This window comes from Bacillus infantis (assembly GCF_020171945.1).
GTDB classification, from domain to species: domain Bacteria; phylum Bacillota; class Bacilli; order Bacillales; family Cytobacillaceae; genus Bacillus_AB; species Bacillus_AB infantis_A.
Genome location: NZ_JAIVAP010000011.1, coordinates 18,557 through 43,608 on the forward strand (window position 1 = coordinate 18,557; position 25,052 = coordinate 43,608).

Here is a 25,052-nt window from a genome sequence, read left to right on the forward strand (position 1 = left end):
GGCTATGAGGTCGGTTCCTGCTCCTGTTTTTTTGGAAAGGGAGTGGGGAGATGAACCTTTTTGATATGCCCCTTGAGGAGCTGCAGCATTACAAGCCTGCCCTGACCAGGCAGGATGATTTTGATGCTTTTTGGAAGCGGCGGATTTCAGAGAACAATCAATATCCGCTGAATATGGAAATGAAGGAGCGGGCTTATCCGGTTCCGGGAGTGAAGGTATATGATGTTTATTTTGACGGGTTCCGGAACTCCCGCATCCATGGGGTGTATGTTACACCGGAATCAGCGGAAACGGACACCCCTGCGGCAGTGATTTTTCACGGCTATAACTGGAACACGCTGCAGCCGCATTACAGCTTCAAGCACGTGATTCAGGGGATTCCTGTACTGATGGTGGAGGTGCGGGGGCAGAATGTCCTGTCTCCAGATAGAAATCATTATGGGAATGGAGGTCCGGGCGGCTGGATGACACTCGGCCTGATGGACCCTGATCAGTATTACTACAGCCTGGTGTATATGGACTGCTTCCGCAGCATTGATGCTGTCAGGGAAATGTCCGGGAAGAGAAGTGTGTTTGTTGAAGGCGGAAGCCAGGGCGGCGCACTGGCGATTGCCGCAGCCGCCCTGCAGGATGACATCCTGTTTGCGCTCGCCGACATCCCTTTTCTCACCCATTTCAGGCGTTCCGTCGAACTTTCCTCGGATGGACCTTATCAGGAAATTTCTCATTTTTTCAAGGTTCATGACCCCCTTCATCAAACGGAAGAGCGGGTATATCAGACGCTCAGTTATGTTGACTGCATGAACATGGCCAGCTTGGTGGGATGCCCAGTCCTTCTTTCAGCCGGTCTGGAAGACATCGTTTGTCCTCCATCCGGTGCATTTGCCCTGTTCAATCATCTCGGCGGGCCAAAGGAAATACGGGCCTATCCGGAATACGCGCATGAGGTGCCCGCTGTGCATGAAGAGGAAAAGCTGAAGTTTATGTCTTCCCTTCTAAAAAATAGAGAAAAGAGGTGCCGGCCATGAAAATCGTCTATCTGCCCATTGATGAACGCCCCTGCAATATCGGCTTTGTGGAGATGATTGCCAAGTCATCAAAAGAGATTGAATTAGCAGCACCGGATCTGGGACTGCTGGGCAGCAAACGGCATCCTGCCGATACAGAGGCATTATGGACCTGGCTTCAGGAAGCAGTAAAGGATGCCGATGCCCTCATTTTAAGCATTGATATGCTTGTGTATGGTGGACTGCTTCCTTCAAGGCTTCATTTTTTAGAGGAAAAAGCTGCTGATGTGTGGATGGAAAGGCTGCGGTCTTTAAAAGCGGACTATCCGGCACTCCCGGTCTTTGCTTCCAATCTGATCATGAGGACCCCAAAATACAGTTCCGGTGACGAAGAGCCGGATTATTATGAGCACTGGGGCCGCGAAATCTTCCTCCGTGCCTGGCTGTTGGATAAGCAGAACAGGGAAACGCTCACAGATGAAGAAAAACAGCAGCTGGAGGACATCAGCAGGAAGCTGCCTGGAGAATACATACAGGATTATGAAAACCGCCGCCGCTTCAACTTGTCTATTAATCTTAAAATGATTGAGCTTGTGGCTGAAGGAGTCATTGATTTTCTTTCCATTCCTCAGGACGACAGCGCGGAATACGGCTATACAGCGCTGGATCAGAAAGCTGTTGTTTCCAGGCGGGAGGAGCTCCGCCTTTACAAAAAAGTCCAGATGTATCCTGGTGCAGATGAAGTGGGAGCTACCCTGCTTGCGAGAGTCTACAACGAGCTGAAAGGGCAAAAACTCAAAATCTATCCTTTCTGGAGCAGCACGCTTGGCCCGCAGCTGATTCCTCTGTATGAGGACCGCCCTTTTGCCGAGAGCCTGAATGCCCATGTGATGGCGGCAGGCTGCCAGCTGACAGAGCAGCCGGATGAAGCAGACCTGATCCTGGCCATCAATACGCCGGGACGGGTGATGCAGGAGTCATGGGAACAGGGCAAAAAAGATATCACCTACACAAGCTTCCGGAACATGCTGACCTTTGTAGATAAAATTAAAAGATTTATAGAGGACGGAAAAAAAGTCATCATTTCAGATTCTGCCTATGCTAATGGCGGTGACCGCGAGCTGATTGTCCTGCTGGATGAAGAAGAAGTGCTGGATAAGCTTCTTTCCTACAAAGGCTGGAACACGAACTGCAATACGCTCGGTACGACGATTTGCCAGGGAGTCATCGGACTTCAAGGCGATCCGGAAACCATCAGGGAGAATATTATTTACCATCTGCTGGATGATTATTTCTACCAGGCGGAGATCCGGATGGAAATGGTCTCGGATTTTCTCCCGCAGCATGAGTTGGACTATTTTAACTTAAAAGAGTCAGCCCAGCATGTGAATGTAGAGCGCGACCGGAGAATGACTGACCGCTTCAAACAGCTGATCCTGAATAGCTTCAAAGAAAGAGAGCTTGCTAAGGTCACCACCTTTGCGCCATGGAACCGGATGTTTGAATGCGGACTATCTTTTACAAGGAGTGAGAAAAATGCTGGAGGTAATTAAAGGCGGACTGGTCGTCTCGTGTCAGGCACTGGAGGATGAACCGCTGCATGGGCCGGAAATCATGAAGCGCATGGCCGATGCGGCCAAAAGAGGCGGCGCATTGGGCATCCGTGCGAACGGGATAGAGGATATTAAGGCGATCAAGGAGTATGTGGACTTGCCCATCATTGGAATCATCAAGCGGGAATATGAAGGGTCCAATGTCTATATTACACCTACATTAAAAGAAGTCGAAGAGCTCGCCGAAGCCGGAGTCGACCTCATCGCTGCAGATGCCACGAGCCGGCTTCGACCCGGGGGAATGGACCTCATCGCATTTATGCAGGAAGCAAAAGTGCGCTTCCCCCATCAAAAGTGGATGGCAGACTGCGCCACCATTGAAGACTGTATCCGCGCAGAAGAACTCGGCTTTGACTGCGTCGGAACCACCATGCACGGATACACAGAGGAAACAGCAGGAAAAAAGCTTTACCACAATGACTTTCAGTTTTTAAAAGACGTTGCTGCAGCCGTTAACGTGCCGGTGATTGCTGAGGGGAATATCCTTACACCGGATATGGCCGGGGAAGTATTGAGGCATGGAGCACACTCCGTTGTGGTGGGAGGAGCAATTACGAGGCCGCAGCAGATTACGGAGCGGTTTGTGGCGGTGATAGAGGAGCAGTAGAAAACGGTGACAGGCACCTCCCGAAAAATCTTGTTTCACAGACTGTTTCATGAGAGAGCTGGAGTAGGGAGAGGTTCATAGGATCTGCAGTCCCTCTTGCGTGTGAGCACCATCTCATGGTTTGTAATAGACTGCTTTTATATAAGGAGGCCATATATTATGAAGGAACCTTTATTTTTAGAACCGGTTTTTCAGGAACGTATATGGGGAGGGACGGCTTTAAGGAATACTTTCGGTTACTCTCTTCCCTCTGACCAGACAGGGGAGTGCTGGGCAATTTCAGGGCATCCAAACGGGCAAAGCAAGGTAAAGAACGGAGTCTTTGCCGGCAGGACAATTGGCGATCTATGGGAAAACACCCGCGAATTGTTCGGAAGCTATTCTTCTCCGGTGTTTCCCTTGCTTACAAAGATCCTGGATGCGAACGCTGACTTGTCGGTCCAGGTCCACCCGGATGATTCTTATGCGGTAGAGCATGAGAATGGAGAGATGGGCAAGACGGAATGCTGGTATATCATAGACTGCGATGAGGAGGCCGAGCTGATTTTCGGCCATACGGCCCAGACGAAGGAAGAGTTTATTGAGCATGTTGAGAAGGGCAATTGGAACGAGCTTCTGCGCCGCGTATCTGTTAAGCCTGGCGATTTTTTCTATGTGCCGAGCGGAACGATCCATGCTCTCTGCAAAGGGACTCTGATCCTTGAAACGCAGCAAAGCTCTGATTTAACCTATCGTGTGTACGACTATGATCGGAAGGATGCGGAAGGAAATACACGTGAACTCCATATTGATAGATCAATAGCCGTTACTACTATTCCGCATCAATCAGCAAGAGTTGAGCCGACTGTGGAAAAACATGGGGATGCTGAAATAAAGAGGTTTGTTGAAGCTGAATATTTTACAGTCTATAAATGGAATCTTGAGGGTAAGGCCAGCTTTGAACAGGATAAGCCATTCCTCTTAGTCAGCGTGCTGAACGGTAGTGGGGTCCTTAAGGCAGATGGAAAGGTCTATACCTTTGAAAAGGGAGATCATTTTATTCTTCCAGCCGGCTTTGGAACGTTTGGAGTAGAAGGTCAGGCGGAATTAATTGTTTCCCACGTATGAATCGGAGTAATTAGTCTGAATTTAGCGCAAATTATTGTTAGCGCTAACATATAGTTGGTTTTGCTGTATAAACTCTAGTAATCTATCTGAAAAAATTAAAATTCTAATCATCCAATTTTAAACGGTAACGGGGGGAATGATATATGCTAGGAGCGATTGAAGCCGGCGGTACGAAATTTGTCTGTGCTGTCGGAGATGAAACCGGGAGGATTGCTGATTCTATCCAGATCCCGACCACTGTCCCGGAAGAAACCCTGGCAGCAGCCATCTCATTTTTTAAACAATATGAGATTGATGCCATTGGCATCGGATCTTTTGGCCCGATAGATGTTAACCATGATAGCCCGACGTACGGCTATATCACATCCACTCCGAAAACGGCATGGAAAAACTACCCGTTCGTCGAAACAGTCTCACAAGCGTTTGGCGTTCCAGTCGGCTTCAACACAGATGTGAATGCTGCTGCTTTGGGCGAGGCGAGGCTGGGGGCCGCTAAAGGGCTGGACAGCTGTCTTTATATTACAGTAGGAACAGGCATCGGGGCAGGTGCCGTGGTAAACGGGCAATTGCTTCAAGGCATTTCCCATCCGGAAATGGGGCATATCCTGCTCCGCCGCCATCCTGAGGATGCTTACCAAGGCAAATGTCCTTATCATGGCGACTGCCTTGAAGGCCTCGCCGCCGGACCGGCTATAGAAGAACGCTGGGGAGCTAAAGGAAAAGATTTAGTAGACCGGAAAGAGGTCTGGGACCTTGAAGGATACTATCTCGCCCAGGCACTCATGCAATACATCCTCATCCTCTCGCCAAAGAAAATCATCCTTGGCGGAGGCGTCATGAATCAGTCGCAAGTATTTGATTCTATATACAAGTACTTGCTGGAGCTTATGAAGGATTATATCCCATTGCCGGAACTGGTGGATTATATCGTGAAGCCGGGGCTTGGGGACCGGGCGGGGATAATAGGGGCGCTGTTGATGGCAGCGGAGCGGTAGAAGTGGTGACAGGCACCTCCCGAAAAATCTTGTTTCACATAATGTTTCATAGAGGGGCGGCAGGTTCATGGAGATTATCTTTCACTCTCCTTTTACTCCCATATCAAATGCTGCCCTCAATCCTATGATTCCCCCTTATACACCTATCCTGAGAGAAATAGAAAATGAAAACATATATTATTCAAATTATTAGCTTGCTTGTTTGTCAATAGTAAAATACAATCATAATTGTGGAAAAATAAGGGGGATTCGATTTGAGAAGTGTGAAATTAGTATTATCTTTATTTGTGCTGATGTTAGTTTTTGCTTTTAGTACCAGCAGTACCGAAGCTTCCAGCAAGATTTCTATCTATCTTGATGGAGAAAAGCAAGCATATAGTAACAAAGCGGTGATCAGCCAAGGTGCAGTTCTTGTTCCATTAAGAGGGATATTCGAAGCTTTAGGAGCAAAAGTTAACTGGAATCAGCAAAACAGCACGATAGATGCTGCAAAAGGCGATATAAAAGTTTGGCTGAAAATTGGTTCTAGAAATACAAAAGTTAATGGAAAAGCTGTGTCCATTTCTGTTCCTGCTCAAGTAAGAAATGGAAATACCCTTGTTCCTTTGCGTTTTATTAGTGAATCCTTAGGAGAACAGGTCAGATGGAATAACGCTACAAAAACAGTGAAAATCGGTTATGATGCAGCAGCTTCCGCAATCGGAACTTACGAAGGGTGGTACGTGGCCGGTCAAGGGAAAACAGGATTGACATTAAAGATTGAAGATACTACAGCTATCTTTAAATTTTACCCTTTATCTGAAAATCCAGGTGTAAAATCCGGCGAATTCGAAATGGATTATGAATATAATGAAGATATAGGCTATATTGAACTGAAATATAAAAAGTGGATTAAACAGCCAAGCGGCTATAACAGTGTAGGGATGTCAGGAATAATTGAAAATGGAATCTTTAAAGGAGCGCTTACAAATACGGAGGCCAGCTCTGGGGATTACGGCAAGGTATATTTAGAACGAGTAGAATAGTACCTCAAATAACAAAAAGACAGAACTAATCCTTACGAAGGAATCGGTTCTGTCTTTTTTTATCCAGGAAATAATAGATTCTTTAAACTTTCTCAATAGACGAAGATTTATTTCTGCTTCTACCGATAAATATCCCGGCTGCCAGCCCAACAAAAGATCCAATCGTAAGTATCCCCAGCTCAAAAGCGTCAAAATAATGGTAAGAGGTGAGTGAATTATTCTTGATTCTCCAAAGGATAAATAAACCATATGATAGGACATAGCCAGTAATAATCCCTAAAAGACTTGCATTAAGATTAAACCAGGAAGGTTTTCTTCGCATGATTAGGTAACCTATCACAATAAAGATTGGAGGGAATATATAAATGCGATCAATGATAAAATTGCTGATTTCTAATAATAAGGTTGGCGGCACATCTGGAGCAAAATGGTTTGCTCTGTTGAAGCTTAAATAATAGCAATTTGATAGCCAATTTAACAAGAGGCTTGTCCAGATGCTTACCAGTGAAATGAACAAAAGCTTTTTGATATTCCATTTTTTATATAATAGAGTAAAAGTGACGGTTAGTGTTAAAAAGACCAATGGTGCTACGAACATGGTCATAATGATCAGAAACGCTAATGAATCCAGACCTTCTCCCCCATCCGGATAATCTTCAATCGGTAACAAAAAAGAATATCCTAAAACCCCCAAATAGAAAATGATCGTCACAATGATGCTTGTTGCCAAAGATGTTAAAAACCTCATAAATTTCCTCCGTTTACAATAATAGTTTAATTTTACACTAAAATATGTTATTATTCACTAAATGATTATTATATTCCATAATTAGATCATGCGGTTTTTACTGAACAATTACCTATTAAAGGTTAATAAAGTTATTACATAATAAGATGTGTTAGGAAGAGGAAAGTAATGATAAAGAAGAATATAAACATATTTGCGGCGGGCAGCAGTATCTTATTAATCCTATATACATTGTATGGTTTGATTGTGGGGAATAAACTCTTTGGGTTAGTACCATATGGTTTTTTTGCGATTATTTTCGTATTTTCGATCATTTGTTTATTTCAAAAAAAGTGGATTGCCATTACTATTCAAATAGTAACGCTGGTGGTAGTGATTGTTCTGCTGCCTATGGTACAAACAGAAATGAACTTTTATGTTTATAAAAATGATAGAGAAAAAATCATTAGCATGTTAGTGAATGGAGAGATAAAGAAGAAAGATGGCGGGAATGGAACTTTCTTTTACCCTACTCCCCCGCAATATAAGAACGCAGTGAAAACCCAATCGATAAGAGCGGGCATGCATTCAAAAGATGAATATTATGTTTATTTTGAATCAGTGGAATCCCCGTTTTGGGATATGGTTGGCTGGCAGGAAGGGTTTATATATTCCTCCACAGGAAAATTTCCAAGCCCAAAGAAATTTGATTATTATCAGGAGTACAAGAAAATAGACGACCACTGGTATTATATAGCGGAGGATAGTGACCGGTTTGAGAAGGGCTGCCGGTTTTTGTGTGAGTGATTAAAAATGAATGTTATAAATTAGAGCCGAAAGTACGCATGTCTCGTATTTTCGGCTCTTTTTGCTTTTTCGAAACTTTTAATCAGGAGGTACGACTAATGTAGTAAAGAGGTGAGGCTTTTGAAAAAGTTAATATTTATAGGAGCTTGTTCAATTTTTTTAGCTGCCTGTAATATAACGGACAAAGAAGTTACCGAAGAAGTTTTAGATGTTAAGGAAGATGTTGAACCAGCAGGAATATCTAAAGAAGTTGAAAACGGACATTTTAAGCTGGTTGTAAAAAGTGAGAAACAAAACTTTGCGTTGGATGAACCAATTGTAGTGACAGCGGAGCTCCATTACTTAGGTTCAGAACAAGAAATGAGCGTTTATTCAAATGCCACTTTAATTGACTATCAATTACTTAGTGATGACGGGAATTTTGAATTATCAAGTGAAGGTGTAGATACTGCTAACAAGTTTGTTATACCGAAAAATCAGCCCTATATAGAAACATTCGAATTCGATAAAAAAGATGAATCGTTCGGAAGCTTGTTAGATTCAATGGCTGCAGGGAGCTATACAATGAAAGTTGAGGCATCATATGGGGTGGAAGGTAGTCAAGATGAAGAAGATTTGGCCACTGAAATAAACTTTGAAGTTGGCGGATTGGACTAATTGCATTTTCTTCAATAAATGTGCCTTTCAGAAGCAATCAGTTATAAGGAGTTATGCTGATATTGAAGTTATTTGCAAACTTGTAAAGGCAAATTCAGTTAGGTTTAGCTTCCGTCGAATTTGATCATACTTTCTAACAGTATCAATGGACGGGAGTGCTGCCTAATGAATAATGATGAAGGAAGCTTTGTGATAGGAATGTATTGGGGTGTACTGTTGAGTGTGCTATTATGGGTTAGTTTTTTTGGTTGGGTTAAGCTGGTTTGGAAGTTGGTGATATAGGTTAAGTGGTGTTTGTTACCAGCTTTATAAACTTATCCTTTAGTTGTGTGCTTATGGGGCATGCTTTTTTTTTGAGGAATAGACACTTGTATACGGACAGAAATCGCGAATATATCAAAGAAGAACAAGCAAGACAGTATAGGGAATAATGAAAGTCATTGCCTCAAATTTTTTAGCCCTTAACTATTGGTTATCTATGAATAAAAGGAAAATGAGTAGAGTTTTATGATTGGGAAAAAATTGACTAAAATTAAGTATTTTTTATGTTTTCATAATTTAATTGCGGTATTATACCTTTCTACTAATAAATTTTGTTGGGAAAATCATATTTTTTAGCGCTTACTCTCTCCTTTTTTACTATAATTTTCCTTTGTTTATCAAAATCTAGTGACCTAGAATAAACATTGTACTAAAAATTGTAAGAAATCAGAAGGGAGCAAAAAATGAAAAGAAATAGTAAATTTTTGTCTTTGTCTCTTGTCTTTCTCATGTTGTTGTCTTTTTTTCCTGTCTCAAAGAGCAGTGCTGCTACAGGTTATTTTATTATGCCTGCCCAGGGTACATTAAGCTCGGGATTTGGTTATAGATCTTACGATAACAAGTTTCATAAAGGGATCGATATTTCCAATTCTACTTCTGTTCCCATCAAGGCTGGCAGAGAAGGAACAGTCATCAAATCCTATTATTCATCATCTTATGGCAATGTTGTATTTCTAAGGCATACTATTAACAATACCCAATGGCAGACAGTATATGCTCATATGTCAAGCCGGTCCGTTAATGTTGGGCAGATTGTAACTACCGGTCAGACACTAGGTTATATGGGTAATACTGGTCAGTCAAGTGCCCAGCATCTACACTTTGAAGTTCATAACGGGGCATGGAATGAATCAAAAAGCAATGCTGTAAATCCAATAGACTATATTACAGATGGAACCCCAATACCTTCTCAGCCGCCTTCAATTACAATTGAAGATATTAAACCGAATCTTAATTTAAACACCAGGCTGGGGGCAGTTCGAAACTTTGAAACAACCGTAATTCGGACAGGTCCAGGAGCATCCTATTCAATCAATACCTCCTTGGGTAATAAGGGTTATGTAAATCCTAAAGACCAATATTTAGTTTCAGATTACAGCAATGGATGGTATAAAATCGCAACTAATGGCTGGGTCTATTCAGAACATTTTGTTTACAGGCCAACTAACTCTATTAGTATAACTTTAAATGGAACCAATTCCGGAACTATTGCGACTCCTAAACAAGTAACAATTGAAGGAATTAAAGTAAAACCTGATTTAAATTTAAACAGGCAATTAGGTGTAGTCAGGGGCATTGAGACATCCGTAATCCGAACTGGTCCGGGTGCAAGCTATCCGATTAATTCTGATGCAGGTTATGATGGATACGTAAGTATAGAAGATCAATATCTTGTATATGAATACAGCGATGGCTGGTATCGCATTGGCAATAATGCATGGGTCTACTCAGAACATAACAATTACCGTCCAGCATTAGATGTTCAGATGCAATAATGATGAACGAAGAGCCGATACGTATCGGCTCTTCGTTTCGTTTTATAGTGGTGACAGGTACCACCCGAAAAATCTTGTTTCACGGAGCTGTTTCACGCATATAACTGCATTCAGGCAGGCCTTTTTTTGCTCAATTATAGTTTTTCTTTAGGTAACCAAAATGTCGGGTTTATGCACTTCAAAAACAGTTACCAATTATTTCTTGTTTTATAGTAAACTTACACTATAAATAATAGGGGGAGATATAATTGAGGATTATTAGAATTGCCGTAATGCTGTTGGTTTTATTATCCGGGTTATCTTTGAGCTTTACTCAAACAGAAGCTTCCGGGGATGTTTCTGCCTACATATTTAATGGAGAAAGACAGCATTTTAACAACCAGGGAATTATTAAGAGTGGGACAACTCTAGTTCCTTTAAGAGGAATATTTGAGGCGTTAGATGCAGATGTTAAATGGAATCAAAAAGACAAAACCATTCATGCGAGTAAAGGAAATACAAAAGTTTGGTTAAAAATAGGATCCAGGACGGCGAAAGTAAATGAAAAAGCTTTTACTATATCCGTTCCAGCCCAAATAAAGGATAATCAAACACTGGTGCCCTTGCGTTTCATAAGTCAATCTTTAGGAGAAAAGGTCAGTTGGAATAACGCTACTAAAACTGTGATGATAGGGAACGCTGAAGCCGGGGCTGACCCATGGCTGGGCCAATATTATAATCCATGGTATACAGGGTCCGGAATGCTGACAGATCTATATGTATATGAAAAAACACCTGAAACGATCTCTTTTGTATCTCAAACAGGCTTTCGATATGATCCAACTGGCGGAGAATTATATGGTTACCAGATGCCGTGGGAATTTAATGACTTCTATGGGAAAGCCTATTTGCTTTCTGATGATAGTGCATCTTTCACAAGCGGAAGCTGTAAAGCCATATTACAATTAGATGGCGGTAACATTCGTGTCAACCAGGTATCATCAGCAGGAAGCTGCGACTTTACGGGTCTGGGAATGTACGACGGTGATGAATACTCTGCCTATCAAAAGTTTAGGTGACAGGTACCACCCGAAAATTCTTGTTTCACAGTTATGTTTCACAACTTGTTTCAGTAAAAGGAAAAGCCTGTCTTGCCAGCTGCAAACTCATGGCATGTTTTTTATATACAGTACAGGACAATTGGATCATAGAATTTCAAGTATTCTATTCTCCTATTATTCCTTAATATACAAGGACAGGAAGGAAGCACGGGTGACTGTGCTTCTATTTTTAGGAAGCAGTAGAACCGCCTTACGTCATCTGGTACTATTTAACTATAAAGGGGGAGTTTGGGTGTTTTGTAATCAATGTGGCGAGAAGCTGCCGGCAGAGTCTAAATTCTGTGCGAATTGTGGGGCTCCTGTTGCCAAGCCTGAGAAGGAAGTGAAGGAAGATGGCAGTAGCCGTCCGGCTTTCCCTGAGGAAAATGGGCTTGCAGCTGCTGATGAAAGTCTGTCCGAAGGGCGTACAGACGATACAGATGAAGTTAATACAACGGAGGTCAATGCAGAAACCTCTCGTTCCGAACGAAAGCGTTTCACCTTTATGGGTGCTCTTCCTGTCGTTTTTCCTCTAGTCAGCATCCTTTTGGTCGCTTTCGGGCTATCTTACTATTATATTCAGGAAAAAGAAGTTAACGCGGAAGTTCTGGACCTAAAGAAGTCGGCTGAGGAAACAGCTTTGAAGGGAGACTATGAAGCTTCCAAAAAGCTGCTGGAACAGGGGATTTCCAAGCGTCCTGCTTATACCGCTCTTCAGGATGACCTTGAATTGGTCAATTTGGCTTTAGAACTGGAGGGATTTCTTGATACAGCAAGCAGCAAAATTCAAAAAACGGAGTTTGATGCAGCTTCGAAGGGACTGGCAAGTCTAAAGAGCAAAATAAGCGGGTCAAAAAGTCCTCTGTTTGAGCCTTTTACAGCTAAGGTCGAAGAAAAAGAAGTGCAGATTGCTGTTGGCACAATCAAAAAGGAATTGAACGGACTAAAGACAGTGGATGAGTTGGCAGGGAAATTGAGTATATTGGCCACATTGCCGGAAAAAGAAGCCACCCCGGTAAAAACGGAGATTTTAAATAAAATTATCCAAATCAGCACGGATGATGCCGAGGGGAAATTAAAAAGCAAACAGTTCACAGACGCTTTTTCTGTTATCGATAAAGGTTTAGAGTACGCCTCGAATGACAAGAAGCTTTTGGCATTCAGGGACCGGGTCGAGCAGGAAAGGGCAGCTTTTGAACAGGCAGAGCAGCAGCGGATTGAACAGGCGATGGAAGCTGCAGCCCAGGAAGATTTGAAAAATAGAACTGCTGCAGTAGAGTCTTTGGGGCTGACAGCAGAAGTTGATGAGTACGGCGATCTCTATGTAACCGGGGAAGTGAAGAACATCGCGACGGCATCAATCAGCTCCGTGACAATCTACTATTCCATTTACGATGAAAACAATAGCTATATTGCTGAGGGATCAACTACTGTCTATCCATATTATTTGGAGCCGGGAGAGTCAGGGACCTTTGATGACGTGTATTATGGAGTCTATCAAAATGTGACTGTGAAAATTGACAATATAACCTGGTACTTAAATTAAGAGGGTGAAAATATGAAAAAGTGGTTTATCAGTATCGCTTCCGTCGTTGTAATTTGCGGCGGCGGCACATACGGCTATTTTTATATGAAAGACTCAATGCCCAAAAAGCTAACCGCACCATCTGCCTTTGCAGCTAAAGCGGATCCGGCATCCAAGGAGACAGAAACACCAGAGGACTTGAAAGGAATCATTCATAATACTCAGAAGCTTGTTGTGAAAATAGAATTGGATGATGGCTCATTGGGCTCCGGCTTCCTCTATAACGACAGAGGAGACATTGTGACAAACGCCCATGTTGTGGCAAATGCCAGCAAAGTGAAGGTGAAAACCTCCGATTCACGGGAATTTTCCGGAGTCGTGATCGGCGTAAGCAGTGAGACAGATATTGGGCTTGTCAGGGTTCAGGGGCTGGAGGGGACTGAGCCTCTTAAAATCGCCCGCGACCGCAAAGGCGAGGTTGGGGATGAGGTTCTGGCGCTTGGCACTCCGCTTGGACTTGAGAATACGGTAACCACCGGAATTATCAGCGGCGTGGACCGGGATTTTGTGCTGGAGCCTTTCAAATATGAGGATGTTTACCAAATATCTGCCCCGATTGCTCATGGCAATAGCGGAGGTCCTCTGATTGACAGCAAGACCGGGGAGGTCCTGGGCATCAACTCAGCCGGGATGGACGAAGGCAGCATCGGATTCAGCATCCCGATCAACAGTATTCTGCCGCTTATTGAAGGCTGGTCCAAGTCTCCAATGACCAATGTTGCTGATGTTGCCATTGCAACAGACCAGTATAGCTATGAGGAGGAAGAATACTCAATCGGTGATTATGCATCATACCTTGTTGAATATTTTTACGACTGCCTTAACCAGGGAGATTATGTTACCGCCTACTCCCTGATCGGAAGCAGCTGGCAATCCTCCATCACCTATGAGAAATTTCGGGAGGGTTATTTGAACACAGAGTCAGTTTCTATTGATGATCTCACCGCCAGCACGGATGGTGATCATGCAACTGTAGTCGCCATCATCTCTGCTGATGAACGAAAAGACGGAGGAGCTGCCTACAGCAAATACAAAGTGACATATAAAATAGGGTACGAAAATGATCAGCTTAAACTTATTTCTGGTGAGGGAGAGAAGATTGAGTGACTGGTAGTGGGATGGTAGAGGTGGTAGTGGTGACAGGTACCTCCCGAATAATCTTGTTTCACAGCCATGTTTCATAAGTTTGTTGTTAGGAGCCGGAGGGGACAGATTGACTGTCCCTCTCTAGCTTTAAGAGCATTTAATCAAACGATTGATTAAGAAGTATCACCTAAAAAGGGAGCGGGATGATGAGCCTGTCCCTCCGTTTCTGCCTTCATCTCTGCTCAGTGTAAACCCAATCGTCTTCAAAGCGCTTTCCAGGCTTGCCTCGGTTTTTACTGATTTCAAATCTGTATTTGTGCTGATTGCGTTTAACGCCAAGTCAGGCCTGATACCGGTAAGTATGGGGGTTACGCCTATCAGGCTCAGCATATTGGCAACTTTTAAAAGGGATGAGCTCACCATATCGTTGATTTGGAGAATCCCTGACAGATCAATGATTAGATACTCAAGTGACAGGCTCTCGCTCTTGGTGAGGGCCAATTCTATGATGGTCTCCAGCCGGAATTCATTGATATTGCCTATGATTGGAAGGATGGCCACTCCTGTAGTGATCGGGACTAGCGGTGCTGACAGTGTTTGAATCTGCCTGTTCGCATCATCGAGCTCCAGTACATAGGAGAGCAGAGAGCTCATCGTCTCAAACAGCTCCACATGTTCTTCAGTGAGCTCAAAGGTTTCCGTATCCAGTCCGCAGATGGTTCCGTAATTTCTCCCATCCTCATAAAAAATAGGAAGGCCTACAAAGCTGCCGCTTCCTAAATTCCGGGTCACATTTAGAGCATGTGATAAATCGCTTTTTGTAATATCAGGAATGAACAGAACCTTCTTGCCGTGATCCACACTCAGTTTGCAGAAGGTTTCCTCAAAAGGAAGAGTATCTCCTTCCCTCAGCAAAGTATCCCCATGATTAACAACCTTAACAATCTCATTTGTCCTTTGATCATTTTTAGCTATGAATAGTGTGTTTATATTTAAAATCCTGCTCATCATCCTTAGGATGCTGTCCGCTGCTTCGTCGAAATTCATGAACTTGCTGTAAGAAAAAACATTTGAATTCATATGTATTTGTACCCCTCAATCCTAAAATAAGCCTCAACTAAGTTTTTACCACTCCTATAGGCGGATAAACCTATACAAGCATATTAATCTTTTCAAAAGAAAAAGCTGACTCGAAAAGCGATGAGTCAGCTTTTTTTACTAATGCTATAACGCAGCCATTCCGCCGTCGATGCGATATTGGGAGCCAGTGATAAATCTGCTGTTATCTGAAGCAAGGAATACCACCAGGCTGGCAATATCTTCACTTTCGCCATAGCGGCCGAGCGGTATGCCCTGAGCAAACTGCTCTTGAGCTCCTTCAGCATTATCCGGAGCAAATCCGGCCTCAAGCGAACGCATCATGCGTGTATTAACAGGTGATGGATGGATCGAGTTAACACGGACATTGAAGGGAGCTGCCTCAAGTGCAGCCACTTTTGTTAAGCCGACGAGCGCATGCTTGGATGTAACATAAGGTGCAACCCCAGGTGTTCCGCCAAATCCCGCAACAGAAGAAGTATTAATGATGCTTCCGCTCTCCTGCTTGGTCATGACAGGCATAACATGCTTCAGCCCCAGAAAGGCACCGGCTACGTTCACGTTTTGGACCTTCAGGAAGTCTTCCAAATCTGTTTCTGCAATAGGCTGAACCTTGCCTTCAATTCCTGCATTGTTAAAGAAAATATCAATTCTGCCAAAAGCCTCAACAGCCTTTTGAACATAATTCTTTACATCAGCTTCTTTTGTCACATCTCCCTGTACAGCAATCACTTCACCCAAAGAATCCAATTCAGCTTTTGCCTCATCCAGGGATTCCTGGAACAGGTCCACAATCACGACTTTAGCTCCTTCATTCAAAAACTGCTTAGCCGTTTCTTTTCCGATGCCGCCTGCTCCGCCGGTAATAACCGCTGTTTTGCCGTTTAATCTTGCCATGTTAGCTCCTCCTTTAAATAGATGTATTATTTCTGACTATTCAGGATAGTAGCTTGCAGGTTTAGTGTAGCAATTACTTCTTCGTATTTGTAGTAATAAGGGTCGGGTTTCATAGCTTTCTGCTTAGTAACGCGATAAATGTAAATTATTTTCCATAATACATTCGTACCACTTTCTGAAAAAATAATTCAAAAAATTCCTAAAAGTATTGATATTTTATTTTGTTTTCCATAGAATACTAGTTAAGCGCTTACAAAAATTTCGAAAGGAGTGAGAGTTTGGATTTTCCGAGAATGAAAGTGGTCGGTGTTATGTCGGGTACCTCTTTGGATGGGATGGATATTGCCATTGTTGATGTGCAAAAAGTGAACGGCAAGATGGAATTTGAGCTGGTTTTTTTTACAACGATTCCTTACGAGAAAGAACTGAAAGCCCGCCTGGAAAAGGTGGTTGTCCCGAATACCTTATCTCCTGAAATTTCGTCAATGAATATGCTGTTGGGGGAAGTGTTTGCAGATGGTGTGTTAGCTGCCATCAAGGAATCCGGAATTGATGTGTCGGAGATTGACCTGGTCAGCTCACATGGACAGACCGTATTCCATGATCCGGTTTATAAGGAGAACGATCCTTATTACCGGCCAAACACACTGCAAATCGGTGACATATCAGTCATTGCCGAAAGGACTGGAATCCCTGCGGCCGGCGATTTCCGGACACGTGATGTGGCAGTTGGCGGACAGGGTGCCCCGTTAGTTCCTTTCCTGGATTACATCCTGTTCAGGTCGGAAGAGTCGGGAAGGGTACTCGTCAATATTGGAGGAATATCCAATATCACCGTGCTTCCTAAGAATGCTTCCGGTGAAAAAGTGACTGCTTATGATACCGGGCCAGGGAACATGATTATAGACGCATTCACTGCCTGGCATACCAATGGAGCCCAAAGCTATGACAAGGACGGAAATCTTGCTGCAAGCGGAAAGGTTGATCAGGAGTGGCTAAAGGAGCTGCTGGAGCATCCTTATTACAAAGAAGCTCCTCCTAAAAGCACAGGCAGGGAGCAATTTGGCATCGAGTATGCGAAGGATCTATGGGATCAGGCAGAAAGCAGAAATATATCGGAATTAGATAGGATTGCGACTGCAACAGCGCTGACGGCTGTTTCACTTGGAAAAGCACTCGAGAAGCACATCAAGGACGATGGTGTGAAAGAAATCTATATCAGCGGCGGCGGGCTTAACAATACCAGCTTGATAAAAGGGCTGAAAGATTACTTGCCGGAAACGGTGAAAATCGCTTCTACTAAGGAGCTTGGCATCAATAGCGATGCAAAAGAAGCAATAGCTTTTGCGATATTCGGATATCTTTGCTACCACAAGCAGCCTAATAATTTACCGGCGGCTACCGGGGCATCCAAAGAAGTAATCATGGGCAAGATCGCCTGGTAAAGCGATTTTTTAAAACTTATCAATACAATTAGGATGGTAGGTAAATGGAAGATTTAACAAAACTGGCAACAGAAATGCATAACGATAAATCCACGGCGCTGGACAGTATGCCGACGATTGAAATACTGAGACTTATGAACGAAGAAGACTCTTTCATCCCACAAGCAGTCCAGGAGGTACTACCGGAAATTGAAAAAACAGTGGAAGCTGTTGTTGCTTCGTTCCGGAAAGGCGGAAGGCTGTTTTACACAGGCGCAGGTACAAGCGGGCGGATGGGTTTGATGGATTCGGTAGAATGTCCGCCAACTTTCAGTACAGACCCCGAAATGGTTCAAGGCATCCTGGCAGGGGGCGACCGGGCTCTCATGAAAGCGGTGGAGGGTGCCGAAGATAATGAACAGCTTGGTCAGGAGGACCTCCAGGCACGTGGCTTAACTGCCAATGATGTTGTCATAGGGATTGCAGCAAGCGGCAGGACCCCTTATGTGGTAGGAGCCCTTCAATATGCACGTTCAATTGGCGCTATAGCAGTAAGTCTGACCAGTAATAGAAATGCTGAAATAAGCAAGCATGCTGACATTAGGATTGAAGTGGAGACAGGGCCTGAAGTCCTGGCAGGGTCGACCCGCCTGAAAGCAGCGACTGCCCATAAGATGATATTGAATATGATCAGCACTGCCTCCATGGTGAAAATGGGAAAAGCTTATAAAAATTTAATGGTTGATGTTAATGCTTCCAATTTTAAACTGAAGGAGCGGGCGAAGAAAATCGTCTGCGAGGCAACCGGGACTGATTATCAAACAGCATCAAAGGTTCTTGAGAAGACCGAATATTCAGTTAAACCAGCCATCGTAATGCTTCTCTCCGACGTTGTGTATGAAGATGCGCTGCAGCTATTGGCAAAAGCGGATGGATTTGTCCGGGGGGCCGTGGAGCAGGTACATCATGGTTAGCTTGAATGATGAAAATTCTATGAATTCTCTTGAAAAGAGTGTCAGCCACATATTCCAGAAATACATGGATAAAGATTATATGGCCGGCGGTGTTTGCCTTGTTAAGCAGAATGATAAGGAAATATTGTTCAAGGCTTATGGCAAGCGAAACTCGTTGACGCGTGATGCAGTCACCATCGATACAGTATTTGACCTGGCAAGTGTAACGAAAATTATCACCTCAACATTGATTTTAAAGCTGGCAGGCCAAGGCCGATTGTCCTTGGATACAACCTTAGGACACTGTCTTCCAGCAGCGGCCAGCAACAATATACTGGCGCCTCTCACAATCAAACAGTTACTAACGCATTCTTCAGGACTGACAGCCTGGCATCCCTTCTATACAGAACTGCCAAACCATAACCTCTATGAGATTTTAAACTCCATTGAATTGAAGCATCAGGAAGAAAGTCAGGTTGTTTATAGTGATCTGAATTATATTTTACTAGGTGAAGTTCTTAAAGAAATACATGATAACAGCCTGAAGGAAATCGTTGAAAAAGAGCTGGCCTCTCCGCTGAAATTAAGCCGCCTGACTTATGGTCCTGTTCAAACTGATGATGTAGCTGCCACAGAGTTTGGCAATCGGATAGAGATGGACATGTGCAGAAGCAGACATAGGGAATTCGCGGGCTGGAGAGACACGGGCAAACCCATTATAGGTGAAGTCAATGATGGCAATGCCTATTATTTTCTTAACGGCGAGTCAGGGCATGCAGGTTTATTTGGAACTGCTGCAGACTTGAGCGGAATAGCTGATTTGTATTTGAAAAGGGGTTATGCGGCAGATACAGAGTTTATCCAATCTGATCTGATCAAAAAATCCATGGAGAATATCGTTGAAGACAGGGGCTTAGGCTGGCACAGCTCAGATCCTTTTCCGGAAGGCGTAGGCCATACTGGCTTTACCGGGACTGCCCTTTGGATTGTACCGGAGAAAAACCTGCAGGCAGTGCTTCTTACAAATCGGCTGCATGTGGATGAGCCAAAGAATATCAATCCGTTCAGAAGAGAAATTTTTGCAGAAATACAGCAATATTTTTTATAAAAAAAGGGGGAAAAGTAAGTGTCTAAAAAGGGTTTTCAATTGCTATTTGTACTTGCTATTTTAGCATCGATGTTAATAGCCTGTTCAGGAAAAAGTGAAACTGCAGGAGAAGCAGGTGAAGGCGGCAAAAAGGCAGAACAAATCTTAAAGATTGCGAATGACCAGGAGCCTGCTGGACTTGATCCGCATAAAACGCCGGCGCATTCTTCTGTCCGCATTTATTCCCAAATATACAATGGTCTAGTAAAGTTCGATGACAAAATGGAGGTTGTCGGCGACCTTGCGGTTGACTGGGAACAGCCGGATGACCAGACATATGTGTTCAATCTGCGTGAAGGCGTTAAGTTCCACAATGGCAATGAAATGACAGCTGAAGATGTGAAATACAGCTTCGAACGCATCCTTGCTGAAGAAACTGCTTCACATATTGCCTCGTATTTTGCAAATGTAGACAGCATTGAAGTGCTGGGAGACTACCAGGTTCAATTTAACTTGAAATCTCCTGATGCGACTTTCCTGTCTAACTTAACAAACTCGAGTGCAGTGGTTGTATCCAAAGAAGTGGTAGAAGAAAACGGTGACCTGCAGCAGGTTGCTGTTGGTACAGGGCCTTTCAAGTTCAAAGAGTGGGTGCCGGACAGCAAGGTAGTGCTGGTAAAGAACGAAGACTATTATGAAGAAGGCCTTCCTAAGCTTGATGAAGTGGACTACTTCACAATGAAGGATGAAGCTTCCAGGATGTCCGCAATCCGTACTGGTGAGGTTGACCTGACTACAGTAAACGCAAAGTCAGCTTCATTGCTTGCGAAGGACGATAAGATTGAAGTAAAAGACTATCAATCTCTTGAATACAGTTATGTAGGTTTTAATGTAAATGTTAAGCCGCTGAACGATCCAAAGGTCCGCCAGGCTCTAAGTCTTGCAACGAACCGCAAAGCAATTGCGGATGTTGTTTGGAATGGTGATGCAGTGGTATCAGGTCCGGTGGCGCCATCAATGGGAGATTGGGCCATTGATTTAGCAAAGAACGACTTATATGCAAATGATACTGAAAAAGCCAAGAGCCTATTAGCTGAAGCAGGATATCCAGATGGATTTGACATTACGATTACAACGGCATCGACATATCCGGATATGGTCGACACTGCCCAGATCCTGCAGCAGCAATGGAAAGAAATTGGCGTGAATGCGGAAATCAAGCAAATCGAGTGGGGCGAGTATATCGATACATGGCTGAATACATCAGCTGATGTACTGATCGGCCGAAACGGTTCCGGTACAGACCCTGACCGCGCTATGCAATACTTCTTCCATACAGAAGGTTCTGCTAACGTTTGGGGCTTCTCTGATGCAGATTATGACAAGCTCGTAGAATCTGGAAAGACAACGCTTGACACTGCTAAGCGGAAAGAAATTTATACTGAAGCGCAGGAAAAATTAATAGAATTGTCTCCAAATTTATTCCTGGTATCTCCAATGAAATATGTAGCGGTTAGAAAGTCGGTAGAAGGATTTACTCCTTATCCGCATAACGGTGAGTATATACTAGAGGTTTCAAAAAAATAACAAAGTAGGGGCTGCCTTGGCAGCCTTCTGCTCATTAAGGGTGAACACTGATGTATGCCTATATTCTGAGACGTTTATTGATGTTGATTCCCGTATTATTCGGCGTATCAGTCGTTATTTTTTTCACATTAAGAATTATACCCGGCGACGTTGCAGCTACTATCCTTGGGACCGATGCCACTCCTTCGGCGCTGGCGCAGCTAAGGAAGGATTTTGGGCTGGACCGGCCTATCCATGAGCAATATTTCAGCTGGATGGGCGGCGTGCTGACGGGTGACTTTGGCGAGTCTATGCGGACAGGCAAAGAGATACTTCCTGATATTGCAAGCCGCTTTGCCATTACATTTGAGCTGACGATGCTGTCTGCTTTTATCTCATGGATCATTGCTATCCCTCTGGGGATCATTGCAGGAATTAAACGCAACTCTAAGACAGACTTTGGTGTGCGGATCATTTCCTTGCTGGGCGTGTCCATTCCCAATTTTGCGCTTGCTACTGTATTGATTCTCGTACTGGCCCTGTTCTTTTCCTACAGCCCGCCGGTCGGCTATGTCGGCTTTTTCGAGGATCCGATTACTAATCTGCAAATATTGTTTTTGCCGGCGCTTGTCCTCGGAACTTCTATGGCTGGAGCGGTAACCAGGATGACAAGGTCTTCGATTCTGGAGATATTGAGGCTCGATTTTATCCGTACCATTCGTGCGAAGGGTGCAAAAGAGCGTGTCGTGATTTTTCAGCATGCATTAAGAAATGCGATGATTCCGATCCTGACGATTATCGGGATGCAGATCGGCGTCCTGCTGGGCGGAACGGTCATCATTGAACAAATATTCTCGCTCCCTGGCCTGGGGCAGCTTGTTTTAACAGGTATTAACCAGCGGGATTTTACAGTCGTTCAGGGCTCGGTTTTATTCATTGCATTTGTTTTTGTCATGATCAACCTGATTGTAGATATTTTGTATTCATATCTGGACCCGAGAATTTCGTATAAATAGTATGCAGAAAAGGGAAGTGTGATCTTCATGAAAGAGTTTTTTCAGCGATTGGCCAGTGATAAGGTAGGATTGCTTGGCTTTATTGGGATTTTAATCGTGATTCTGGTTGCTGTGTTTGCACCCTTGATCGCCCCTTACAGCCCGGATAAGATGTTCACCGAACACACTTTGGAAGGTCCGAGCGGCCAATTTTTGTTTGGTACAGATGAACTGGGAAGGGATATATTTTCAAGGACCGTATATGGTGCCCAGGTTTCGCTGCAGGTAGGATTGATCGCTGTCGGAATAGGTGCTACGGCGGGATTGTTCTTCGGTTTGATCAGCGGATATTTTCAGGGGAAAGTGGATCAGGTGATCATGCGGGTCATGGACGTCTTCTTTGCCTTCCCTGACATTTTGCTGGCATTAACCATTGTGGCTGTTTTAGGGCCAAGCCTTACAAACACGATGATTGCCATAGGAATTGTCTTCACCCCCGTTTTTACCAGGCTTGTAAGATCGGCGGTGCTGTCTGTGAAAGAAAACGAGTATTTAACGAGTGCTGTAGCGATTGGGGTGCAGCCTTTGCAGATCATCACCAGGCACATCACCCCTAATATCATGGCCCCTTTTATCGTTCAGATTTCATTAGCCTTATCAGGCGCTATCCTGACTGAAGCAGCATTAAGCTTCCTTGGGCTTGGCGTCCAGCCGCCTGATCCTTCATGGGGAGTCATGCTGAATGCGAGCAGGACTTATATGGAATTTGCGCCTTGGACGATCCTTTTTCCAGTAACGGCCATTGTCTTTACGATCCTGTGTTTTAACCTTTTGGGCGACAGCCTCAGGGATATTTTAGATCCGAAACTGAAGCAATAGAGCAGCATCTTAGCATAGCAGTCCTGCTGAATCGAAAGACTGTTATTCTGAAGGGGAGAGGTCATTTTGAATTCTGTATTGGAAATCAAGGATTTATCTATAGAAGTAAATACAAAGAAGACGAAGTACAATGTGGTCGAGGGCATTAATTTATCGATCGGAAAGAAGATGAAGTACGGGATTGTCGGTGAGTCAGGGAGCGGGAAGAGTCTTACATCCCTCGCAATCATGAACCTGCTTCCGGATGTCCTGAGAGTATCTAAAGGCAGCATCACGCTGCACACGGACGAAACGAAAGAGCTTACGGGTTTATCTAAAAGGGCCATGCAGAAAATCAGGGGAAATGATATCTCGATGATCTTCCAGGAGCCGATGACTGCGCTGGATCCATTATATACTATCGAACATCAGCTTTTGGAAGTCTTGAAGTTTCATAGAAATTTCAGCAAAAAAGAGATGCGGGAAATGGGTCTGGACATGCTCAATAGAGTCGGCATTTCCAGAGGCAAAGAAATTTTCAAAAGCTACCCGCACCAGCTTTCCGGCGGGATGAGGCAGCGGATCATGATCGCGATGGCACTCATCTGCGAGCCAAAGCTGCTGATTGCAGATGAACCGACAACAGCCCTGGACGTAACGATTCAGGCACAGATACTGGACTTAATGAATGAACTGTCCGAAAAAAATGACACATCCATCCTGATGATCACGCACGACCTTGGCGTCATTCTGGAAACATGCGAAAGAGTTGCCGTTATGTATGCCGGGCAGGTGATGGAAGAAACGACGGTAGCAAAATTATTTAAAAATCCATCCCATCCGTACACACAGGGGCTGCTGAAATCAATCCGCTCTTTGGGAGACCGGAAAAATACGTTATATTCGATACCTGGTAATGTTCCAACACCGTCACAATACGAGAATATGGGCTGCAGATTCGCCAGCCGCTGCCCTCATGTCATGGATATCTGCCGGACAAAAGAGCCAGCTATGAACGCTGTGGAAAAGGACCATAAGAGCAAATGCTGGCTGCATGAAGAGGAGGGCGTGCTATATGGCTGATACAGCTTATGCGATTGAAGTCAAAAACCTGAAGAAATACTTTCCCATTAAAGGCGGCGTTTTTAAAAGAACGGTAGGAAATGTGAAAGCCGTCGATGACATCAGCTTTCACGTCAACAGAAACGAGACGCTTTCATTGGTAGGGGAAAGCGGCTGCGGCAAGTCAACGACTGGAAGAACTATCTTAAAACTATATGAACCAACCTCTGGGGAAGTCTTTCTTGATGGTCAGAGGATTTCCGATATACCTAAAGGCGAGTTTCGTAAAATGCGGAAAGATATTCAGATGATTTTCCAGGATCCTTTCAGTTCCTTAAATCCAAGAATGACTGTAAGGGCCTTGCTGCTGGAGCCATTATTGACCCATAAGCTGGCCACAAAGAAAGAAGCGAATGAACTGGTCGTTGAAATGATTGAAAAAGTAGGCCTTTCAAGAGAACAGCTCAACCGTTTCCCTCATGAGTTCAGCGGAGGGCAGAGGCAGCGGATCAGCATCGCCAGGGCATTGATCGTCAAGCCGAAAGTAGTCATCCTTGATGAAGCGGTCTCAGCTTTGGATGTTTCCATCCAATCGCAAATTCTTAATCTGCTGATCCAGCTGCAGGAAGAGTTTCAGTTAACGTATGTATTCATCTCCCACGATCTTAATGTTGTCCAGCATCTCAGTGATCGGGTGGGTGTCATGTATCTGGGGCAGATGATGGAACTGGGAGAAACAAAAGATTTATATAATAAGCCTCTTCATCCTTATACACAAGCTTTATTATCAGCAATCCCTTCTCTTGACCCTGATATGAAAAAGGAAAGGATCATTCTGCAGGGAGATGTGCCGGACCCATCCAATCCGCCTTCAGGCTGCCCATTCCGTTTAAGGTGCCCAAAGGCGCATGCAAGATGTGCTGAAGAGAAGCCCAGGTTCCTGGAAGTGGAAAAAAACCATTGGGTCGCCTGTCATCTTTATGACGAATAAAGAATGAAA

Annotated in this window: 23 protein-coding genes; 20 read left to right on the forward strand and 3 right to left on the reverse strand. The window is 44.0% G+C overall.

All coding sequences use genetic code 11. The features are described 5' to 3' along the window. Positions 1–50: 50 nt before the first annotated feature. The 6 genes from LCM00_RS15235 (at position 51) to LCM00_RS15260 (ending at position 6,354) form a co-directional block, all read left to right on the forward strand. A complete protein-coding gene (locus LCM00_RS15235) occupies positions 51–1,028 on the forward strand; it encodes an acetylxylan esterase (protein WP_224903651.1) in 978 nt (325 codons plus the stop codon). Then, entirely contained in the window at positions 1,025–2,560 is a 1,536-nt protein-coding gene (locus LCM00_RS15240) for a DUF4127 family protein (RefSeq protein WP_224903652.1), read from the forward strand. Before LCM00_RS15235 ends, LCM00_RS15240 begins: the two co-directional genes overlap by 4 nt. After that, complete coding sequence (locus LCM00_RS15245; protein ID WP_224903653.1) at positions 2,544–3,227, forward strand: N-acetylmannosamine-6-phosphate 2-epimerase; 684 nt, start codon at positions 2,544–2,546, stop codon at positions 3,225–3,227. The genes LCM00_RS15240 and LCM00_RS15245 overlap by 17 nt, the downstream gene beginning before the upstream one ends. Positions 3,228–3,386: 159 nt before the next feature. Next, positions 3,387–4,334: a mannose-6-phosphate isomerase, class I gene (manA, locus tag LCM00_RS15250; RefSeq protein ID WP_224903654.1), complete on the forward strand. Its 948-nt coding sequence runs from the start codon at positions 3,387–3,389 to the stop codon at positions 4,332–4,334. Positions 4,335–4,477: 143 nt separating this feature from the next. Then, positions 4,478–5,329, forward strand: a complete 852-nt coding sequence (locus LCM00_RS15255; protein WP_224903655.1) for an ROK family protein — start codon at positions 4,478–4,480, stop codon at positions 5,327–5,329. Between the two features lie 263 nt (positions 5,330–5,592). Then, positions 5,593–6,354 carry a copper amine oxidase N-terminal domain-containing protein gene (locus LCM00_RS15260; RefSeq protein WP_224903846.1) on the forward strand — a complete coding sequence of 254 codons (762 nt, stop codon included), beginning with the start codon at positions 5,593–5,595 and terminating at the stop codon, positions 6,352–6,354. A gap of 82 nt (positions 6,355–6,436) precedes the next feature. On the opposite strand, the gene LCM00_RS15265 is transcribed toward LCM00_RS15260, so the two are convergent. Next, positions 6,437–7,084 (reverse strand): hypothetical protein, encoded by a 648-nt coding sequence (locus tag LCM00_RS15265; protein WP_224903657.1) that lies wholly within the window; start codon positions 7,082–7,084, stop codon positions 6,437–6,439. 186 nt (positions 7,085–7,270) lie between these two features. Between LCM00_RS15265 and LCM00_RS15270 the strand changes: the two genes are divergently transcribed. The 6 genes from LCM00_RS15270 (at position 7,271) to LCM00_RS15295 (ending at position 14,133) form a co-directional block, all read left to right on the forward strand. Then, positions 7,271–7,888, forward strand: a complete 618-nt coding sequence (locus tag LCM00_RS15270; RefSeq protein ID WP_224903659.1) for a hypothetical protein — start codon at positions 7,271–7,273, stop codon at positions 7,886–7,888. A 120-nt stretch (positions 7,889–8,008) separates the two neighbouring features. Continuing rightward, positions 8,009–8,545, forward strand: a complete 537-nt coding sequence (locus LCM00_RS15275; RefSeq protein ID WP_224903661.1) for a hypothetical protein — start codon at positions 8,009–8,011, stop codon at positions 8,543–8,545. A gap of 725 nt (positions 8,546–9,270) precedes the next feature. Next, positions 9,271–10,362, forward strand: coding sequence for a M23 family metallopeptidase (locus LCM00_RS15280; protein WP_224903663.1), 1,092 nt, complete (start codon positions 9,271–9,273; stop codon positions 10,360–10,362). Positions 10,363–10,610: 248 nt separating this feature from the next. Then, positions 10,611–11,420, forward strand: a complete 810-nt coding sequence (locus tag LCM00_RS15285) for a copper amine oxidase N-terminal domain-containing protein (RefSeq protein ID WP_224903666.1) — start codon at positions 10,611–10,613, stop codon at positions 11,418–11,420. A 274-nt stretch (positions 11,421–11,694) separates the two neighbouring features. Then, the gene (locus tag LCM00_RS15290) at positions 11,695–12,987 is read left to right on the forward strand and encodes an FxLYD domain-containing protein (protein ID WP_224903668.1); all 1,293 of its coding nucleotides are present in this window, start codon (positions 11,695–11,697) and stop codon (positions 12,985–12,987) included. A 12-nt stretch (positions 12,988–12,999) separates the two neighbouring features. Further along, a complete protein-coding gene (locus tag LCM00_RS15295) occupies positions 13,000–14,133 on the forward strand; it encodes a S1C family serine protease (RefSeq protein ID WP_224903670.1) in 1,134 nt (377 codons plus the stop codon). 162 nt (positions 14,134–14,295) lie between these two features. On the opposite strand, the gene LCM00_RS15300 is transcribed toward LCM00_RS15295, so the two are convergent. Beyond that, positions 14,296–15,192, reverse strand: coding sequence for a GAF domain-containing protein (locus LCM00_RS15300; RefSeq protein WP_224903672.1), 897 nt, complete (start codon positions 15,190–15,192; stop codon positions 14,296–14,298). Positions 15,193–15,336: 144 nt separating this feature from the next. Further along, positions 15,337–16,107, reverse strand: coding sequence for an SDR family NAD(P)-dependent oxidoreductase (locus tag LCM00_RS15305; protein WP_224903674.1), 771 nt, complete (start codon positions 16,105–16,107; stop codon positions 15,337–15,339). Between the two features lie 278 nt (positions 16,108–16,385). Here LCM00_RS15305 and LCM00_RS15310 point away from each other — a divergent pair, with 278 nt between their 5' ends. The 8 genes from LCM00_RS15310 to LCM00_RS15345 all read left to right on the forward strand — a co-directional run bounded on the left by LCM00_RS15310 (position 16,386) and on the right by LCM00_RS15345 (position 25,043). Beyond that, positions 16,386–17,552, forward strand: a complete 1,167-nt coding sequence (locus LCM00_RS15310) for an anhydro-N-acetylmuramic acid kinase (protein ID WP_224903676.1) — start codon at positions 16,386–16,388, stop codon at positions 17,550–17,552. A 44-nt stretch (positions 17,553–17,596) separates the two neighbouring features. Continuing rightward, positions 17,597–18,505 (forward strand): N-acetylmuramic acid 6-phosphate etherase, encoded by a 909-nt coding sequence (gene murQ / locus LCM00_RS15315; protein ID WP_224903678.1) that lies wholly within the window; start codon positions 17,597–17,599, stop codon positions 18,503–18,505. Next, positions 18,498–19,592: a serine hydrolase domain-containing protein gene (locus LCM00_RS15320; RefSeq protein ID WP_224903680.1), complete on the forward strand. Its 1,095-nt coding sequence runs from the start codon at positions 18,498–18,500 to the stop codon at positions 19,590–19,592. Before murQ ends, LCM00_RS15320 begins: the two co-directional genes overlap by 8 nt. 18 nt (positions 19,593–19,610) lie before the next feature. Continuing rightward, positions 19,611–21,158, forward strand: a complete 1,548-nt coding sequence (locus LCM00_RS15325; RefSeq protein WP_224903682.1) for an ABC transporter substrate-binding protein — start codon at positions 19,611–19,613, stop codon at positions 21,156–21,158. Between the two features lie 50 nt (positions 21,159–21,208). Further along, positions 21,209–22,153, forward strand: a complete 945-nt coding sequence (locus tag LCM00_RS15330) for an ABC transporter permease (RefSeq protein ID WP_148949808.1) — start codon at positions 21,209–21,211, stop codon at positions 22,151–22,153. Between the two features lie 27 nt (positions 22,154–22,180). Continuing rightward, entirely contained in the window at positions 22,181–23,011 is an 831-nt protein-coding gene (locus LCM00_RS15335) for an ABC transporter permease (RefSeq protein WP_148949807.1), read from the forward strand. 66 nt (positions 23,012–23,077) lie between these two features. Next, complete coding sequence (locus LCM00_RS15340) at positions 23,078–24,073, forward strand: ABC transporter ATP-binding protein (protein WP_224903684.1); 996 nt, start codon at positions 23,078–23,080, stop codon at positions 24,071–24,073. Then, complete coding sequence (locus LCM00_RS15345) at positions 24,066–25,043, forward strand: ABC transporter ATP-binding protein (RefSeq protein WP_224903686.1); 978 nt, start codon at positions 24,066–24,068, stop codon at positions 25,041–25,043. The genes LCM00_RS15340 and LCM00_RS15345 overlap by 8 nt, the downstream gene beginning before the upstream one ends. The last annotated feature ends 9 nt before the right edge of the window (positions 25,044–25,052 follow it).

What these genes read in the sequence shown, in the direction of transcription:
- LCM00_RS15235 (WP_224903651.1), top strand. Translation starts at nt 51, where the DNA reads ATGAACCTTTTTGATATGCCCCTTGAGGAGCTGCAGCATTACAAGCCT.
- LCM00_RS15240 (WP_224903652.1), top strand. Translation starts at nt 1,025, where the DNA reads ATGAAAATCGTCTATCTGCCCATTGATGAACGCCCCTGCAATATCGGC.
- LCM00_RS15245 (WP_224903653.1), top strand. Translation starts at nt 2,544, where the DNA reads ATGCTGGAGGTAATTAAAGGCGGACTGGTCGTCTCGTGTCAGGCACTG.
- manA (WP_224903654.1), top strand. Translation starts at nt 3,387, where the DNA reads ATGAAGGAACCTTTATTTTTAGAACCGGTTTTTCAGGAACGTATATGG.
- LCM00_RS15255 (WP_224903655.1), top strand. Translation starts at nt 4,478, where the DNA reads ATGCTAGGAGCGATTGAAGCCGGCGGTACGAAATTTGTCTGTGCTGTC.
- LCM00_RS15270 (WP_224903659.1), top strand. Translation starts at nt 7,271, where the DNA reads ATGATAAAGAAGAATATAAACATATTTGCGGCGGGCAGCAGTATCTTA.
- LCM00_RS15280 (WP_224903663.1), top strand. Translation starts at nt 9,271, where the DNA reads ATGAAAAGAAATAGTAAATTTTTGTCTTTGTCTCTTGTCTTTCTCATG.
- LCM00_RS15295 (WP_224903670.1), top strand. Translation starts at nt 13,000, where the DNA reads ATGAAAAAGTGGTTTATCAGTATCGCTTCCGTCGTTGTAATTTGCGGC.
- LCM00_RS15300 (WP_224903672.1), bottom strand. Translation starts at nt 15,192, where the DNA reads ATGAATTCAAATGTTTTTTCTTACAGCAAGTTCATGAATTTCGACGAA.
- LCM00_RS15305 (WP_224903674.1), bottom strand. Translation starts at nt 16,107, where the DNA reads ATGGCAAGATTAAACGGCAAAACAGCGGTTATTACCGGCGGAGCAGGC.
- murQ (WP_224903678.1), top strand. Translation starts at nt 17,597, where the DNA reads ATGGAAGATTTAACAAAACTGGCAACAGAAATGCATAACGATAAATCC.
- LCM00_RS15320 (WP_224903680.1), top strand. Translation starts at nt 18,498, where the DNA reads ATGGTTAGCTTGAATGATGAAAATTCTATGAATTCTCTTGAAAAGAGT.
- LCM00_RS15330 (WP_148949808.1), top strand. Translation starts at nt 21,209, where the DNA reads ATGTATGCCTATATTCTGAGACGTTTATTGATGTTGATTCCCGTATTA.
- LCM00_RS15335 (WP_148949807.1), top strand. Translation starts at nt 22,181, where the DNA reads ATGAAAGAGTTTTTTCAGCGATTGGCCAGTGATAAGGTAGGATTGCTT.
- LCM00_RS15345 (WP_224903686.1), top strand. Translation starts at nt 24,066, where the DNA reads ATGGCTGATACAGCTTATGCGATTGAAGTCAAAAACCTGAAGAAATAC.